Source organism: Dechloromonas sp. TW-R-39-2 (genome assembly GCF_016864195.1).
Classification (GTDB): domain Bacteria; phylum Pseudomonadota; class Gammaproteobacteria; order Burkholderiales; family Rhodocyclaceae; genus Azonexus.
In genome coordinates this window covers 706,949-724,146 of record NZ_CP045202.1, presented here as the reverse complement: position 1 = coordinate 724,146, position 17,198 = coordinate 706,949, and the positions used below count along the sequence as shown (strand labels likewise).

At 58.7% G+C, this 17,198-nt stretch carries 14 protein-coding genes; 2 read left to right on the top strand and 12 right to left on the bottom strand.

Translation table 11 applies throughout. The features are described 5' to 3' along the window. The first annotated feature begins 65 nt into the window (after positions 1-65). Positions 66-521, top strand: coding sequence for a PhaM family polyhydroxyalkanoate granule multifunctional regulatory protein (locus GBK02_RS03530; RefSeq protein ID WP_203468391.1), 456 nt, complete (start codon positions 66-68; stop codon positions 519-521). On the opposite strand, the gene GBK02_RS03525 is transcribed toward GBK02_RS03530, so the two are convergent. The 10 genes from GBK02_RS03525 to GBK02_RS03480 form a co-directional block, all read right to left on the bottom strand. Further along, entirely contained in the window at positions 522-1,418 is an 897-nt protein-coding gene (locus tag GBK02_RS03525) for an AEC family transporter (RefSeq protein ID WP_203468390.1), read from the bottom strand. It lies immediately after the preceding gene. Between the two features lie 53 nt (positions 1,419-1,471). Beyond that, entirely contained in the window at positions 1,472-2,629 is a 1,158-nt protein-coding gene (locus GBK02_RS03520; protein ID WP_203468389.1) for a CaiB/BaiF CoA-transferase family protein, read from the bottom strand. After that, positions 2,626-3,126, bottom strand: coding sequence for a hypothetical protein (locus tag GBK02_RS03515; protein WP_203468388.1), 501 nt, complete (start codon positions 3,124-3,126; stop codon positions 2,626-2,628). Before GBK02_RS03515 ends, GBK02_RS03520 begins: the two co-directional genes overlap by 4 nt. Before the next feature lie 14 nt (positions 3,127-3,140). After that, a complete protein-coding gene (locus tag GBK02_RS03510; RefSeq protein WP_203469286.1) occupies positions 3,141-4,370 on the bottom strand; it encodes a phenylacetate--CoA ligase family protein in 1,230 nt (409 codons plus the stop codon). Between the two features lie 155 nt (positions 4,371-4,525). Then, on the bottom strand, positions 4,526-5,356 hold the full coding sequence (locus tag GBK02_RS03505) for an ABC transporter ATP-binding protein (protein WP_203468387.1): 831 nt from the start codon (positions 5,354-5,356) through the stop codon (positions 4,526-4,528). Between the two features lie 69 nt (positions 5,357-5,425). Continuing rightward, positions 5,426-6,748: an ABC transporter substrate-binding protein gene (locus GBK02_RS03500; protein WP_203468386.1), complete on the bottom strand. Its 1,323-nt coding sequence runs from the start codon at positions 6,746-6,748 to the stop codon at positions 5,426-5,428. A gap of 45 nt (positions 6,749-6,793) precedes the next feature. After that, positions 6,794-7,870: a branched-chain amino acid ABC transporter permease gene (locus GBK02_RS03495; RefSeq protein WP_203468385.1), complete on the bottom strand. Its 1,077-nt coding sequence runs from the start codon at positions 7,868-7,870 to the stop codon at positions 6,794-6,796. A 14-nt stretch (positions 7,871-7,884) separates the two neighbouring features. Next, positions 7,885-8,799, bottom strand: a complete 915-nt coding sequence (locus GBK02_RS03490) for a branched-chain amino acid ABC transporter permease (RefSeq protein ID WP_203468384.1) — start codon at positions 8,797-8,799, stop codon at positions 7,885-7,887. 12 nt (positions 8,800-8,811) lie between these two features. Then, a complete protein-coding gene (locus GBK02_RS03485) occupies positions 8,812-9,594 on the bottom strand; it encodes an ABC transporter ATP-binding protein (protein ID WP_203468383.1) in 783 nt (260 codons plus the stop codon). 1 nt (position 9,595) lies between these two features. Further along, positions 9,596-11,563 carry a long-chain fatty acid--CoA ligase gene (locus tag GBK02_RS03480; protein ID WP_203468382.1) on the bottom strand — a complete coding sequence of 656 codons (1,968 nt, stop codon included), beginning with the start codon at positions 11,561-11,563 and terminating at the stop codon, positions 9,596-9,598. Positions 11,564-11,748: 185 nt separating this feature from the next. On the opposite strand from GBK02_RS03480, the gene GBK02_RS03475 reads away from it, so the two are divergent. Beyond that, positions 11,749-12,423: a Crp/Fnr family transcriptional regulator gene (locus tag GBK02_RS03475; protein WP_203468381.1), complete on the top strand. Its 675-nt coding sequence runs from the start codon at positions 11,749-11,751 to the stop codon at positions 12,421-12,423. Between the two features lie 69 nt (positions 12,424-12,492). Here the strand turns inward: GBK02_RS03475 and GBK02_RS03470 are convergent, their stop codons facing one another. Both GBK02_RS03470 and GBK02_RS03465 read right to left on the bottom strand, forming a co-directional pair. Continuing rightward, a complete protein-coding gene (locus GBK02_RS03470; RefSeq protein WP_203468380.1) occupies positions 12,493-15,675 on the bottom strand; it encodes a cache domain-containing protein in 3,183 nt (1,060 codons plus the stop codon). A gap of 147 nt (positions 15,676-15,822) precedes the next feature. Continuing rightward, positions 15,823-17,166, bottom strand: coding sequence for a M48 family metalloprotease (locus GBK02_RS03465; protein WP_203468379.1), 1,344 nt, complete (start codon positions 17,164-17,166; stop codon positions 15,823-15,825). Positions 17,167-17,198 lie beyond the last annotated feature (32 nt).

Here is a 17,198-nt window from a genome sequence, read left to right as displayed (position 1 = left end):
CTAATTTAGCACTTTGTACTATGGATTGGTTTAAGATGGAGCAATACAAACGAAGGAGACGAATCATGAGCGGCGATCAAGGCAACGATCCACTGAACTTTATGCGCAGCATGTGGGGCAACATGGGATTCTCTCTGCCTGGCATGGTTGCGCCAACGTTTGACATCGAGGAACTCGACAAACGCATCAAGGACATGAAGGCCGTCGAAGGCTGGTTGCGGATGAATCTTTCGATGCTCCAGATGACCATTCAGGGCCTGGAAATGCAGCGCACGACAGTTTCTGCCGTCCAGACCATGGGCAAGATGGCCAGCGAGGCCGCTCAATCCGCAGCACCCTCAAGCGAACCGGCTACGCCGGTCGACGCTGCTCCGGGCGCACTTTCCGAAGCGGCGATGTGGCCCTGGCAGATGATGCAGCAAATGCGCGAACAGCTTCAGCATGGTGCCGAAGCTGCAATGCAGGCAGCCGGCGAGAACACTCCGCCAGCAAAACCGTCCGCCCGTCGCAACAAGAAATAATCAGATGTGCAGCCACGCTGCCCAGAGCGGCAGCGTGAGCATCGACCCGAGCGTCGTTGCCGAAATCAGCCAGGCCACGCTCCGCCCATCGCCCCCCATGCGCATCGCCAGGATGTACGCCGACGATGCGGTCGGCAAGGCGGCAAACAACACCGCAATCTGATAATTGAGCCCACTCAGGCCCAACTGGTAGCCGACGACAGCTGCAATCAGCGGCAGGGCCAGCAGCTTGACACCCAGCAACCAGATGGAAACACCCCGGACGCCTGGTGCATTGTCGAGCCGCAATGCAGCACCGACCGTAATCAGGCCAAGCGCAATCGAAGCGTCGGCCAGCCGGCCAAGGAATGCCTGCAAAGGTGCCGGCGGAATGAATCCAGCCAGATTCAGCAGGAAACCGAGCGTCGTCCCCCAGATCAGGGGATTACGGGCCACTTCCCGCCACAAGCCGACCTCGCCATGCCGCGCCAGCATCCAGACGGATACCAGATTGGCCAGCGGCACGGCGGCACCGACAATGAGACCCATCGTTGCAATACCGGGCGACCCGAACAACATACCGGCGACAGCCAGTGCAATGTACGAGTTGAAGCGGTAGGCGCACTGGAATACAGAGGCGAAAGTCAGCGGCGGCAGGCGGACAAAAAGCCGGGGAAGCAAACCGAGCAACATGCCCCCAAGCATGGCGGTCAAGGCTGTTGCCAGGAGCGGCAGAGCCGCACCGAAATCAAGCCGGGTCTTGATGATGGCGTTGATCAGCAGGGCGGGGAAGAGGATGAAATAAACCAGCTTCTCGACGCCCTGCCAGAAGTGGTCGCCCAAATGCATCCAGCGGCGGATGGCGGCGCCAAGCAGAATGAGGGCAAAATCGGGAAGCAGCAGCCAGACTGTATTCATGGCTGCATTTTATGTCAGCCGGACCATCGGCCCAGTGCTCATGTCCGACAGGCTCAGCCCAGTGCGCCGCTTTCCTGCAAACGCTGGATATCGGCTGCGCCATAACCGGCCGCCTGGAGAATCGGGAGATTGTGCTCACCGGCAGCCGGCGCATTCTGCCGCACGTCAAACTGAAAACCGGACATTTTGAGCGGTGGCGCAAACTGGGTCAGCCCCTGCGATTCAATGACCATCCCGCGAGCCGTCAATTGCTCGTTCGACAAGGCTTCCTCTGGCGTCAGAATTGGCGTGACACAGCAGTCGACCGCAGCAAACAGGGTATGCCACTGATCACGCGAGCGCGTTGCAAACAGCGCCTCCATCTCGGCCCGCAAAGTGCTGTCCCATTGACGCTTGACCCACTCCGGCCGAGCCAGGACGGTGCAACAGGACTGCCAGAACTTGCCTTCGAGCGCACCGACGGCCATGTACTTGCCATCGGCACAGCGGTAGGTCGCATAGCAAGGCAGCCCGCCCGAAAGCAAATCGGTACCGCGTGGCGCCGAGCGGCCGGCATCGTTCAGCCGCAGCATGGCGAAATAGGTGTGCGCCAGAACACTGTCGGTCATCGAGACATCGATGTAACGCCCCTGCCCGGTTTTCCCGGCATCGATCACGGCCGCGAGAATCCCCATCACGCCGGTCAATGCACCGCCCAGCAGGTCGGCAATCTGGAAATTGGGAATCGCCGGCTTGCTGCCTTCCAGTCCGATTTGCTCAAGCACCCCGGCGTAGCCGAGATAGTTGATATCGTGGCCGGCCAGGTCCTTGTAGGGACCATCCTGACCGTAACCACTGATCGAGCAGTAGGTAATCTTAGGATTCAGGGCCGCAACGGTTGCGTAACCGATCCCCAGCTTGTCGACCACACCGGGGCGAAAGCTCTCGACAATCACATCGGCCTCGCGGGCCAGGCGGAGAAAGATTTCGACGCCCTCGGGCTTCTTCAGATCAAGCCGCAAGCCCTGCTTGTTGCGATTGATCATCTTGAAGTAGGCGCTATCCTCACCGGCCCCCGTCCCCAGCGTACGGGCGTAATCCCCCACCTGCGGATCTTCGATCTTGATGACTTCAGCCCCAAGATCGGCCAGATGCAAGGTCGCAACCGGCCCCGGTAGCAAGCGGGTCAAATCGAGAACGCGAATGCCGGTCAGCGGCGCAGGCCGGCTCATTGCTCGCACACGCCGAGCAAGTCGGCTTCCAGTTCGATATCCATATCTTTTTTCAATGCCTGATCGATGAACATGCCACGATAGAGACGCCCGGCATTCGCCGCTTTTCGTGCATGCGGTGTTTCCCATTGGCTGACACGCAGGCGGACGATGCCGATCTGCTCGTCGCGTTCCGGCACATCGGCGCTGACACAGGGGTATGCCAGCGCCTGCCGGTTGAATTCTTCACGACTGTATTGCTCGATATTCTTGCCCGGCACCACCGGGCATTTGCCGAGATGGCGCGTCCGGACCTCGGCCGCCACAACCTTGCCCTTCAGGTAATAAACCGGATCGGTCATGACCCAGCCACTGCCGCCTTCCTCGTAGACCACACATTGGCCTGCCTGCAACATCGCCGGATGTTTGAACACCAGACGAGCCGAAGGGCGCAGCACTGGCTCATCGGCTAGCACCGGCGCTGCCAGCGTGGCCAGAATCAACAGGAAAACTCGCATGAAAACAGTCCGGATCAATAGACCCGGCTATCTTCGATCACCTTGCCATCGTTGGGCAAGCCCCCCGGCGTGGTAAATGCCACATCGCCGCGCAGCTTGGTCACCTCACGCAAACTGGCCACCAGCGCCTTGTCGAGGGCCTCGCTGCCAGAGCCAATTTCACAATGCAGCACCATCCGATCCTGGCCGCCCGGATTGTCCACCACCAGACGCATGCGCTGGATTTCGGGGTGACGCCGGGCGATGTCGGCCACCTGCTCGGGATGCACGAACATCCCCTTGACCTTGGTTGTCTGGTCGGCTCGCCCCATCCAGCCTTTGAGGCGAATATTGCTGCGCCCGCAAGGCGAACGCCCGGCCATCACCGCCGACAGATCACCGGTTGCAAAGCGGATCAGCGGATAGTCGGGGTTGAAACTGGTCACGACAATCTCGCCAACCTCGCCGGGCTCAACCGGATCACCCGTTCCGGGCCGAACAATTTCGACCAGCAATTCTTCTTCGACAATCAATCCCTCTTCGGCATCCGTCTCATAACCGATCGCACCGATATCCGCCGTGGCGTAACACTGGCGCACCGTAATGCCGCGCTCCTTGAGCCAGTTACGCGTAATCCCCGGCAAGGCCTCACCGGAGACACAGGCTTTCTTCAGCGAACTGATATCGGCCCCCATTTCCTCGGCCTTCTCGACGATGATGCGCAAAAACGAAGGCGTACCGACATAGCCTTCCGGCTGCAAGTCGACGATGGCCTGCACCTGCTGCTCGGTCTGCCCGACGCCACCGGGGAAAACCGAGCAGCCCAACTTGCGCGCACCGCCTTCAAAAATAAAGGCACCCGGCGTGAAGTGGTAGGAAAAACAGTTATGCACCAGATCGCCACTTCTGAATCCGGCGGCATAGAGCACCCGGGCCATGCGCCACGGGTCGATTTCCTTGCCCTGCAACTCATAAATCGGGCCCGGCGACGAAAAAACCCGCTTGGCCTTGCTCCGCGGCAAGGCGTTCAAGCCGCCAAATGGCGGGGCTTTTTTCTGCAACTCGATCAGGTCGCGCTTGCGGGTCAGCGGCAATTTGGCCAGCGCCTCGCGCGTCACGCAATCGAATGGATTGATGCCGGCCAGTGCCTGGAAATAGTAATGCGTCGTTTCCTTGGCGTGCGCCATCTGACGCGCCAGCTTGTCCATCAGATCGGCCTCACGCTCATCCGGATCGCGGGTTTCGAGCGGATCGTAATAACTCATCTTGGTTTTCTCCGTTTTTGCGCGGTCGACCGTGGCAACGTTCATTTGCACCTCCCGGAATGGCAAAGTAGCCGCTCAGGGCAAGGCGGAGGCGAGCACCGTTGGCTCCTGCCAACAAGCTCGCCGACAACGCCGCCATGCGCGGCGCACTGCCATTACGACAGCCAGCGTTTGCGACGTCTGTAGTGTTTGACGTCCTTGAAGGATTTCCGCCCGGCCGAACTCAGCCCCAAATAGAACTCCTTGACGTCCTCGTTGGTCCGCAGATCCTCGGCCTCGCCTTCCATCACGACCCGGCCGTTTTCAAGGATGTAGCCAAAATCGGCATATTTCAGCGCGACCATGGTGTTCTGTTCGGCCAGCAAGAAACTAACGTTCTCGCGGGAATTCAGGTCTTTGACGATCTCGAAGATTTCCTCGACGATCTGTGGTGCCAGGCCCATCGATGGTTCGTCAAGCAGGATCATTTCCGGCTTGGCCATCAAGGCCCGGCCAATGGCGCACATCTGCTGCTCGCCGCCGGAGGTATAGCCGGCCTGCGAAGTGCGCCGTGTCTTGAGACGCGGGAAATAGTGATAAACCTTGTCGAGACTGTCCTTCAGCTCGGCACGCGAGATCGAGCGCGTATAGGCACCGGTCAGCAGGTTTTCCTCGATGGTCAGGTGACCGAAACAATGCCGGCCCTCCATGACCTGGATGACGCCGCGCTTGACCAGCTCGTTCGGCGTCAGCTGGTCGATGCGCTCGCCCTTGTATTCGACCGAACCCTTGGTGACATCGCCGCGTTCGGCATGCAGCAGGTTCGAAATGGCTTTCAGCGTGGTCGATTTACCCGCCCCGTTGGCGCCCAGCAGGGCAACGATCTTGCCCTTGGGGACGTTGAGCGAAACGCCCTTGAGCACCAGAATCACGTGGTCGTAGATGACCTCGATGTTATTGATGCTCAGATAGTGGTCGACCGCAGCAGCGGCAGTTTGTGTACTCATAGCTGTTCCTGAAGAATGGCCGGCGGCAAGGAACAGGAAGTCACCTTCCCGTTCCTGCGCTGTGGCTTCTTACTTTTCCTTGGAGCAATCGCGCGGCGTGATGCCCTTTTCCTTGGCGTACTGCTTGGCAGAGGCCTGGAAGAGCGGGTGGATCAATGCCTTGTTACCTTCGATCCAGTCAGAGGCAGAAACCCACTTGGCACCGTCCCACTGCTGAATCTTCACCTTGCCGGAACCTTCGTGGTTATCGCAGGAAGTCTTGATTTCCGGCAGCAGGTTGGTCGCACCCAGCGTCTTCAGGCGGGCTTCGGTAATGTTCAGGTTTTCCAGCGCCCAGCGCACCTGCTCACCGGTCATCGCTTTGCCCTTGCCATACTTTTCCTGCGCCTTGCGGATCGACTCGACCGACAGCACGGCAGCCGAAACACCACGGTTGTAAAGGATGGTGCCGATCTTGGCCTTGTCCTGCAGGTTGCCCTTGCCGGCGCCATAGACCACCTTTTCGATGTCGGCGATGACCGGCACATCCTTGCCGGCCACATTCCAGGTGGCTGCCATGTAACCCTTGGCGGCATCACCCGCTGGCACGACATCCTCTTCGGAACCGGTCCACCACGAACCGATCATCTTTTCACGCGGATAACCAACCTTCTGGGCAGCCTTCAGTGCGGTCTGGTTCATCACCCCCCAGCCCCAGAAAATCACGTAATCCGGCTTTTCCTGGCGAATTTTGAGCCACTGGGCACCTTGCTCGTTACCCGGATGAGCGACCGGAATCTGGACCAGTTCAAATTTGTTCAGACCGGCTTCGGCCTGCAGGGCAATGATGGCTTCCTTGCCATAGGCCGAGTCGTGATAGAGATAGACGATCTTCTTGCCGGCCAGATTGCCGCCGTTCTTTTCCTTGATGAACTTGACGATGGCAGACGCCTGCATCTGATAAGTCGTCACCAGCGGGAAGGCATACGGAAATACCGAGCCGTCGACCGCATCGGTCCGGCCATAGCCCATCATCGCCAGCGGCAACTTGTCCTGGGCCGACTTCTCGATCAGCGCATAGGAAATGCCGGTAGACATCGTGTGGATCGGACCGGAGGAAACCTTGGCCTTGGACTTCAGACGCTCGTAGCACTCGACGCCCTTGGCGTTGTTGTACTCGGTTTCGCACTCTTCGGAGGTCAGCTGGACGCCATTGACGCCCTTTTCCTTGATGTTGATGTAATTCAGGTAGTCGATGAAGCCACCGTAGAAAGACTGGCCATTCGCACCATAAGGACCAACGCGATAGCTGATCGTCGGAAAGAACTGCTCTTCTGCGGCCACAGCAGACTGCGACAGCATGGCCAGGGATACCGCAATCGCGGTCAGGGCGGGCTTGAAGCTTTTGATCATTTATGTCTCCTCTTTTTTATGAAAAACACCAATTCCGGACACGTATCAGTGCGGGAACGGCCACAGACGCAGTTTCTCCTTGGCGATTTGCCACAGACGGGCCAACCCGTGCGGCTCGACGATCAGGAAGAACATGATCAGCGCACCGAACACCGTAATCTGGATGTGCGACACGGTAGCGCTGGAAAACGGCAGGCCGAACAATCCGGCCAGGAACGGCAAGGCAATATCAAGGAAGACCGGGAGCAGCAGAATGAAAGCTGCACCGAGGAAGCTGCCCATGATCGAACCGACACCGCCGATGATGATCATGAACAGGATCTTGAACGACATTTCGAGCGAGAAACCATCCGGCTCGACCGAGCCAAGGTAACAGAAGGCGTACAACGCACCGGCCACACCGCAGTAGAAGGAACTGACGGCGAAGGCGAGCAGCTTGGTCGGCATCAGGCGGATACCGATGACCGAAGCCGCCACGTCCATGTCGCGTACCGCCATCCAGGCCCGGCCGGTTGTCGAGCGCACCATGTTCTTGGCCGCCAGGGCCAGGAAAACGACGATCGACAGGACAAGCAGGTACTTCTCGGTCGGCGTGGTCAGTTCGTGGCCGAAGATGATCAGTTTCTGGGTCGAGATCACGCCGGACGACGAGTTGTTCGACAACCAGGGAAACTTGGTCAAGCACCAGACGATGAAAAATTGCGCCGCCAGCGTCGCGACGGCCAAGTAGAAGCCCTTGATGCGCAAACTGGGCAAACCGAACAGGATACCGACCCCTGCTGCGGTCAACCCGCCACAGATGAAGGAAACGATCAGCGGAATGCCTTCGATGCGCAACTGGAAGTTGTACGCGGCATACGCCCCGACCGCCATGAAAGCAGCCGAACCGAGTGACAACTGGCCGGCATAGCCGGTCAGGATATTCAGGCCCAGTGCGGCCAGCGAAAAAATCAGGAAAGGAATCAGGATGGCCGAGAACCAGTATTCGCTGGCAAACAGCGGCACGCCGATGAAAGCGACGAACAGCAGGGCGATCACCCCGATGCGATCCTGGCGGATGGGAAAGAGCTGCTGGTCGGCAGCATAGGTCGTCTTGAACTGACCGGCTTCACGATAAAGCATGTTTTTATCCTCTCTTACACGCGGTCGATGTGTTTCTCGCCGAACAAGCCTTCCGGCCTGACGAGAAGGAACAGCAAGGCCAGCACGTAAGGGAACCAACCCTCGATGCCACCGAAATTGCCACCGAACAAATCCTGCATGACCGGCGGAATGTAGATTTCAGCCAGTTTCTCCGAGGCACCGATGATCAGGCCACCGACGATCGCCCCCGGTACCGAGGTGAATCCCCCGAGAATCAGAACCGGCAAAGCCTTCAATGCCGTGAAAGTGAGCGCAAACTGCACACCGTTACGCGCCCCCCACATCATGCCGGCAACCAGCGCGACGAACCCGGCCACACCCCAGACAATCGCCCAGATGTTCTGCAATGGAATACCGATCGACAGTGCGGCCTGGTGATCGTCCGCCACAGCGCGCAAGGCACGGCCAACACGGGTGTATTGGAAAAACAGGGCCAGCGTGGCGACCAGGATGGCACCGACACCGGAAGCCACCAGGTCGAACTTGGAAATGACCATGTTCCAGTTGTCCATCACCCAGGGAATCGGCTCATCGACGATACCGAGATCCAGCGCCCGCGGCTCGCTGCCGAAAATCATCGGGGCCAGACCTTCAATGAAGAAGGCCAGGCCGATGGTCGCCATGAACAAGGCGATCGGCGGCTGATTGACCAGCTTGCGCAGTACGTATTTTTCCGTGGCGATACCGAACAGCGTCATCACGACAAAGGCCAGGATAATCGCCAACCAGAGCGGCGCGCCCTTTTCCATACAGCCGACGACCGACAGCGCGGCCAGGTAAACCATCGCCCCCTGGGCAAAATTGAATACCCCGGATGCCTTGTAGATCATCACAAAACCCAGCGCAACGAGGGCATACATCACCCCCGAAAGCAGGCCGCCGATCAGGACTTCGAAAAAGAAATTCATGTCCCCGTCTCCTTAGTGACCAGCGCCCAGATAGGCTTTGATCACTTCTTCATTATTTTTGACATCATCCGGCACGCCATCGCCGATCTTCTTGCCGTAATCGAGCACCACGACGCGGTCGGAAATATCCATGACGACGCCCATGTCGTGTTCGATCAGCACGATCGTTGTCCCGAACTGGTCATTCACATCGAGAATGAAGCGGCACATGTCCTGCTTTTCTTCGACATTCATGCCGGCCATCGGCTCATCGAGCAGCAACATCGACGGCTCGGCAGCCAGCGCACGACCGAGTTCGACGCGCTTTTGCAGGCCGTAGGGCAGTCGACCGACCGGTGTCTTGCGGATGTGCTGGATTTCGAGGAAGTCGATCACTTCCTCGACCTTCTTGCGATGTTCCAGCTCTTCGTTCTTGGCCCGGCCGAACCACAGCGCATGTTCGATGAAGTTGGCCTTCATCTTGGTGATGCGCCCGGTCATGATGTTGTCGAGCACGCTCATGCCCTTGAACAGCGCGATGTTCTGGAAGGTCCGGGCAATGTTCTGCTGCGCCGCCATATGCGGCTCCATTTTCTGGCGCTCCTTGCCGTGCCAGAAAATCTTGCCGTCCTGCGGGTGGTAAACCCCGTTGATGACATTGAGCATCGAGCTCTTGCCGGCGCCGTTCGGGCCGATGATGGCGCGGATTTCGTGCTGGCGGACATTGAAGGAAATATCGGTCAGCGCCTTGACGCCGCCGAAGCGCAGGGAAATGTTTTGCAAGTCGAGAATGACGTCGCCTATTTTCTTGGACATGTCAGGCAGCCTTTTTCACGATCGGGAAGGTCTTGACGTCGATGATCCGGAGGTCGGCAGAAATCTTGCCGCGCCGGCCATCCTCGAACTTGACCTCGGTTTCAATGAACTGGTTTGACTTGCCGCCATAGAGCGCGTCGATCAGCACCTTGTATTTTTCGGCGACGAAATTGCGTCGTACCTTGCGCGTCCGGGTCAGTTCGTCGTCGTCCGGATCGAGTTCCTTGTGCAGTACCAGGAAGCGATGGATCTGGGAATCGGCCACCATCGTGTCGTGCACCAGCCCTTCGTTGATCTGTTCGATACATTCGCGGATCAGCTCAAGGACTTCCGGCTTGCCGGCCAGATCGGCGTAACCGGCATAGGAAATGCCGCGCCGCTCGGCCCAGTTGCCGACCGCACCGACGTCGATATTGACGAAGGCCGTCACCATGTCGCGGTCGTGGCCGAAACAGACCACTTCCTTGATGTGCTGGAAGAACTTGAGTTTGTTCTCGATGTAGTTGGGCGCGAACATCGCGCCGTTCGACAGCTTGCCGACGTCCTTGGCGCGGTCGATGATCTTGAGGTGACCGTCTTCGTCGAGGAAGCCGGCATCGCCGGTCATGAACCAGCCGTCGGCATTGATCGTTTCGGCCGTCGCATCCGGGCGCTTGTAGTATTCCTTGAGCAGCATCGGCCCCTTGACCAGCACTTCGCCGTTGTCGGCGATCTTGATTTCGACGCCTGGCGCAGGTTGACCGACGGAATCGAACTTGATTGCACCATCCGGCTGCATGCAGACATAGGCACAGGTTTCGGTCTGGCCATAGAACTGCTTGAGGTTGATGCCCATCGAGCGATAGAACTTGAACAGCTCCGGCCCGATCGCGGCACCGGCCGTATAGGCGACGCGCACCCGGCTCAAACCGAGCACATTGCGCAGGGGACCATAAATCAGCAGGTTGCCCAGCCAATACTGCATGCGATCACCGAGGCCAACCGGCTTGCCATCGAGAATATCCGTGCCGCACCGTTTGGCAACAGCCATGAAATGATGAAAAACCTTCTGCTTCAGCTTGCCGGCGTCTTCCATCCGGATCATTACCGAAGTCAGCAGGCTTTCAAAAACGCGCGGTGGGGCAAAGTAGTAAGTCGGCCCGATTTCACGCAGATCACTCATCACCGTATCGCCGGACTCCGGGCAATTGATCGTGAAACCGGCGACCAGCGCCTGGGCATAGGAGAACAGGTGATCGCCCACCCAGGCCATCGGCAGGTAGCAGAGGATGTCACCGTCGGCCTGCATGTTGTCGACCGCGACACCGCCCTGGGCTGCCGCGATAAAGGCAGCATGGGTCTGGCAGACGCCTTTCGGCTTGCCGGTCGTGCCCGAGGTGTACAACATCACCGAAACATCGTCGAAATGCCCCTGCTCGACCTCGGCATTGAGAAAGTCCGGGTGATTGCGGTCGTGAATCCGGCCCATTTCCATCAGCTCGTGGATGTCGTGCAGGAAAGGCTGGGTGTAATGCCGCATGCCGCGCGGATCGTCATACAGAATGTGTTCGAGCGCCCCGATCTGCTCCTTGACCTCAAGCAGCTTGTCGACCTGCTCCTGGTCTTCTACGATGGCAAAGCGGATCGATGCATCCTGCAGCACGAACAGCATTTCATTAGCCACGGCATCCTGATACAGCGGCACCGGAACGCCGCCCAGGCACTGGGCAGCCGTCATCATCATGTAAAGATGCGGGCGGTTATCGCCGATGATGGCCAGATTATCGCCACGCTTGAAGCCGAGTGCGGCAAGGCCGCAGGCCAGGGCGCGCACGCGCTCGCCAACTTCGGACCACGTCCACGTCTGCCAGATGCCGAGATATTTCTCGCGCATGGCCGGGGCATTCGGACGCGTACGGGCGTGATGGAAAAGCAGTCGCGGAAAGGTGTGCAACCCATCCAGCGACGAAAAATTCGCCTGCTCTGGCATTTCCTTAGTCTCCTCATTGCCGCGCTTTTAGGTACGCGGTCTAACGTTCGTTTGATGCATTGTGTCCATTGCCGAACGCCGCGTAAACCTTGCAGTGCAGCACAGGCAATGAGTCACTGTTGTAACAGAGTTTATTGTTCGCCCAGGCTTATAATTGTCGTCCGGCAGACAATCCAGGAAATAAATTGAAAACCGCAGAGGAACTGCTGCGCACCTCCCTTTGGGGCCAGGCGCTGACCGAAGAGGAAATGCTCAAGGCATTGAGCGGAACAACCGAGCGAACCTTTGCCGCAGGCGCCTTCATCTGCATGAAAGGCGAGCCGGTTGAATACTGGATGGGCATCATCGATGGCCTGGGCAAGATGGCCAGCCACTGGACGACGGGAAAAACCACATCGCTGACAGGCATCAGCACCGGCGCCTGGATCGGCGAAGGCTCGATGCTCAAGAAGGAACCGCGCCGCTACGATGTGATGGCGCTGCGCGAGACCCGCGTTGCCTTCATGAACCGCAACACGTTCAACTGGCTGCTCGATCACAGCATTCCCTTCAACCGCTACATGATTGCCCAGTTGAACGAACGCCTTGGGCAATTCATCGGGATGATCGAAAACGAGCGCATGCTCGATACCGATGCGCGGATTGCCCGCGGTCTCGCCGCCTTGTTCAATCCGGTGCTTTATCCCGGGACCAACCGGCTGCTACAGATTTCCCAGGAAGAGCTGGGCTACCTGGCGGGGGTTTCACGCCAGCGCGCCAACCAGGCACTCAAGGTGCTGGAAGATGCCGGCCTGGTGCGCAGCGAATACGGCGGCATCAATGTACTGGACCTGGAAGGGCTGCGCAGCTTCGGGGACTGACTTCGGTTGCTCGTTCCGGTTTTGGCCGCCCTGCTGCGGTCGACCGCGACAGCGGCCCAAATCGGCAACTCAGTGCCTGGCGGCCTGTTCAAGCCAGTGCAGCAAAGCGGCATACAGCCGATCCGGATCCACCGGCTTGCCAATATGGTCGTTCATACCGGCCGCCAGGCAAGCCAGCCGGTCTTCATCAAAGGCGTTGGCCGTCATGGCCAGAATCGGCAGCCCGGCCTTGTCCGGCATCTGGCGTATCGCCCGGGTGGCATCGATGCCGTTCATCACCGGCATCTGCATGTCCATCAAGATCAAGGCATAGTCGCCATGGCGGACGCGCTCAACCGCCTCGGCACCATCGGCGGCGACCTCGGCCACCAGACCGGCGATCGACAACAATTCGGTACCGACCTCCTGATTGATCGGTTCATCCTCGACCAGCAGAATTCGCGCCCCGCCAAAACGCTGAGCGATCTGCTCTTCAATCGGCAGGCTTGTTTTCTCGGCTTCGACCGGCGGCACCTGATCCTGCACGATTTCAAGACAGGCGGTCAGCCAGAAAGTGCTTCCGGCCCCCACGACACTTTCCACACCAACTTCGCCGCCCATCATCTGGGCCAGATGGCGATTGATCGCCAAACCCAGGCCCGTTCCGCCATATTTGCGGGTCGTCGAATTGTCTGCCTGGGCAAAAGCCTCGAACAGGCGCGCCTGCTGCTCCGCACTCATGCCGATACCCTGATCGCGGACTTCGAGACGCAGCAAAACCTGGCCAGCCTCAAGTGGTGTGGCGCTCATGGCAACGGTAATCACGCCATGCTCGGAGAACTTGATGGCGTTGCCGATGAAATTGAGCAGCGCCTGACCCAGCCGAACCGAGTCGCCACGCAGCAAGGAGGGAACACCGTCGGCTATCAGGCTTTTCAAGACCAGCCCCTTGGCGTGCGCTCGCTCCTCAAGAATGCTGATCGACTGGTCAAGCACTTCGGCCGGCACAAATTCACGTGACTCCAGCGCCAGCCGGCCGGCTTCGATCTTCGACAGGTCCAGGATATCGTTGATCACATTGAGCAGGTGGCGTGCCGAATCGCTGATTTTCAGCAATTGCCCGCTCGATTTCGGATCCGTGATGTCTTTTTTCAGCAAATGGGCCAAGCCGATGATCGCATTCATCGGCGTCCGGATTTCATGGCTCATGTTCGCCAGGAAGGTGCTCTTTGCGCGGCTGGCCGCCTCGGCCGCATCCTTGGCCTCAGCCAGTTCAGCCGTTCGCGACTGAACCAGCAGTTCCAGATGCTGGCGATAGTGTTCCAGCTCGGCCTCGGCCTGCTTGCGCGTTGAAATATCGGTCGAAATACCGCACAGGGCATAAATTTGCCCGTCCTTCTCGCGTAGCGGGATCTTGATCGAAAGAAAGGCGCTGCTCACCTTGCCATCAACCGTCGTATTGACCTCTTCCTCAACGACGCGCTGACCCTCTTCAAGCACACGACGATCATTCAGCCGGATATTCTCAGCCGTCGCGGCATCGAAGAATGCGGCATCCTCCTGCCCGACGATCTCTTCGAGCGGTCGGCCAAACAGTTCGCGCACCGGGCGATTGGCATACTGGTAGCGATAATCCAGCCCCTTGATATAGATATAGGCTTCGACGCTATCGAGAATGACACCCTGGCGGTACTCGTTTTCACGCAAGGTATCTTCCGCCAGCTTGCGCTCCGTGATGTCCTCCTTCACGGCCAGGAACTCGAGCAAGGTGCCGGAAGCATCGAGGATGGGTGAAATCGAAGCCTGCTCCCAGAATAAAGAGCCGTCCTTGCGCCGATTATGAAACACGCCATGCCAGGTTTTTCCGGCACTGATCGTTTCCCACAGATGCCGGTATTCTTCCGCCGATTTTTCTCCGGAACTGAGAATCCGCGAATTCTGGCCAATCACCTCCGCGCTCTGGTAGCCAGTAACCTGCTCGAACTTCGGATTCACATACTTGATCCGACCACTCGTGTCGGCGATCACAATCGACGCCGGACTCTGCTCGACGGCGCGTGACAAGACCCTCAGTTCTTCAGCCTGGCGCCGCAAGGCATTTTCCTGCAAACGGTTTTGCTGGTGATAGCTCTGGAATAGCCGATTGGACCAGCGCGAGAAAAAAAACGAACCGAGCAGACCGAGGGCCAGCGCCCCCAGGGTCACCAGAATCAGTTTCAGCAAGCGCCGGGTACTACCGGCCTCGTACTGCTCGTTTTCGGAGCCGATCACCGCCTGCAATTCATCGTTGAACATGGTTGCAACAAGAATCCAGCCCCAGGGTTCGACCGTTTTGACCAACGCAGTTTTGGTCGAGACGCTCCCGGTCCCGGGGCGCATCCATTCATAGCTGACCAAGCCACCGCCGTTCCTGGCCTGATCGAATATTTTCGCCAGACCTTCACGCTCCAGTGGCGGCATATCATTGAAGTGCAAGCCCTCCAGCCGGACATCGGCCGGCGCGAGCAGGCTGCGCCCCGATTTGTCCATCAAACCAAGATAGCCACTATTGCCGAAACGCAGGGCTCGGAGACGGGCGATCGCTTCTTTCTGCTGAAGCGCTTCCCATTTGTAGGTGTAATCCCCCGTCCCGATCAGCCAGCCGTAAGGCTCGAAATAGCGGACATAAGCCAGCTTGTCGGCCATTTGCTTCGGATTGTCCGGCATGTACCAGCGGTAGCGCGAGAATCCCTCGCCGCGAGGCTTGCCAGCGGCCTCGATCAAGCCACGCATGATGTAGTGACCGGTATCGTCCCGGTTGTCGAGATTGGTCTTGCCTTCGAGTTGCGGCGCCGTCGGCAACAGGATGAACTGGCCATTCATGTCATCGATGAAGTAATAACCGCGTCCATCGTAAAACCGTACCGGACGCAGGGCTTCGACGATCAGGCGCTTGACCTCCGCGGCGGGTAGTCGTTTTGATTCCTTGGCATGAATTGCCTCGACGATCTGCATCGCCGTATCCACCTGCTCGACGAGGCTTTTGCGCAGCACGTCTTCAGTGCGCGAACGGGTAAAGTCGATGAAACTGGCTGCGCTGGCCATTTCGGCATTCAGCCGGGCGGCCATCTGCTCACGAGCCACCTGCTCGATGCGCGCAAAGGAAGCACGCTGCTCCGCCAGATGCTGCCACGAAAAGAAAGCACCCAGACCCAGCGTCAATACCAGAACGACCAACAGCGTTCCCAGTAAATGGATGCGCGGTACAGTCTTCTCGTCAGCAGTCAGTTGCACCTTTTCCCCGCGACATTACTTTAGTCATAGTCGTTATGGATTGTATGCCCAATCCAGCGCAACAGAAATGATGAAAATAGCAATTTCTGCCGATTTTCGCGGTCGACTGCGAAAATCCAGCAAAATCCACGCCTTGCCCGGAATCGATTACCGGAGGTAACCCCAGCCCTGCAAACGGCTCTGGGCATACTCCGCCGCCTTGCCCTGGCGGGTCTGGCGCAAGTAGGTCGAATAGTGACGGGCGGCCTCCTGCTTGTTGCCCATGCCTTCGAGCGAAACGCCCTTGAGGAAGGTCACGCCAGCATCGCCCGGCATCAATCGGTCGTATTGGTCGAGATGGTTGTAAGCCGCTCCCGGATCACGCAAACCGAGCGAAAGAACACCCGCCAGCTTGTGCGACTGCGCTTCCTGCGGGTAAATTTTCTTCGCTGCCTCGGCGTAGCCCAGTGCATCACGGTTTTTATCCTGGGCCTGAAGACACTGGGCCATGCGCACATTCGCGGCATAGTCGCGCGGCGTTTGCTTCAACGCCGAACGAAATTGCTCCTCGGCCTTGCCGTATTGCTTGCCGCCCATCGCCGACTCGCCGTTCTGGCAGGCATCGATGGTCGGCTTGATACGCCGCAGGCTGGCCGTATTGTCCATGAACCGTTCGCGTCCGGGCGGCGCATTGCGGCTTGCCGCATAACGGTTTTCAGCCAGCTGGACGGCGGTATCACGTCGCTCGCGGCTCATCGGATGGGTCGAGAACATCGTCTGCAGCATGCTCGGCGAACTTTTTTCCTGATCGACCAGCAACTGGTGCAGACCGACCATGCCCGTTGCTGGATATCCAGCGCGCACCATGTATTCCTGCCCCAGCGCATCGGCTTCGCGCTCGTTGTCACGCGAATAGCTGGACAACAGCACACTGGCGCCGAACTGGCTGCCCATCGAAATCAGCCCACCCCATTCGGTCGCTGATCCGACCAGGCTGGCGCCAGCCACCGCCACCTGGGCGACCTTGGCCTGCCCCTGGCGTTGTGCGGCATGCCGTGCATTGACATGACCCAGCTCGTGACCGAGCAAGGCCGCCAGTTCTGCCTCGTTATCGAGATCGACGAGAATGCCGCGCGTCACGCCCATGGCCCCACCGGGAAAGGTGTAGGCGTTAACGTAATTGGCGTTGAGTACGCGGTAGGAGTACGGCATTTGGGGACGATGCGTATTGGCATCGAGGCGCTGGCCGATTTCACTGACATAGCGGTTGACCGCAGCATCCTGAATCGGCCCGAGGTCCTGTGAAAACTGCTGCGGAGAGACTTGCGCATCAACGCGCTTTTCCTCTTCCTCACTCATGCCGACCAGAATGGAGCCGCCCCCAACCGGCGAAGTGGCGCATCCGGAAAGACTGGTCAGGCCAATGCTCCCGGCGCCAAGCAGCCATAGCACCTGACGACGGCTGACCCGGTTGTGTTGCAGGCTGCAAGCCAGTTCATCGTGCTCGTTCATGACTTTTTCCTCGGTTGGCGAAAGAACAAAAA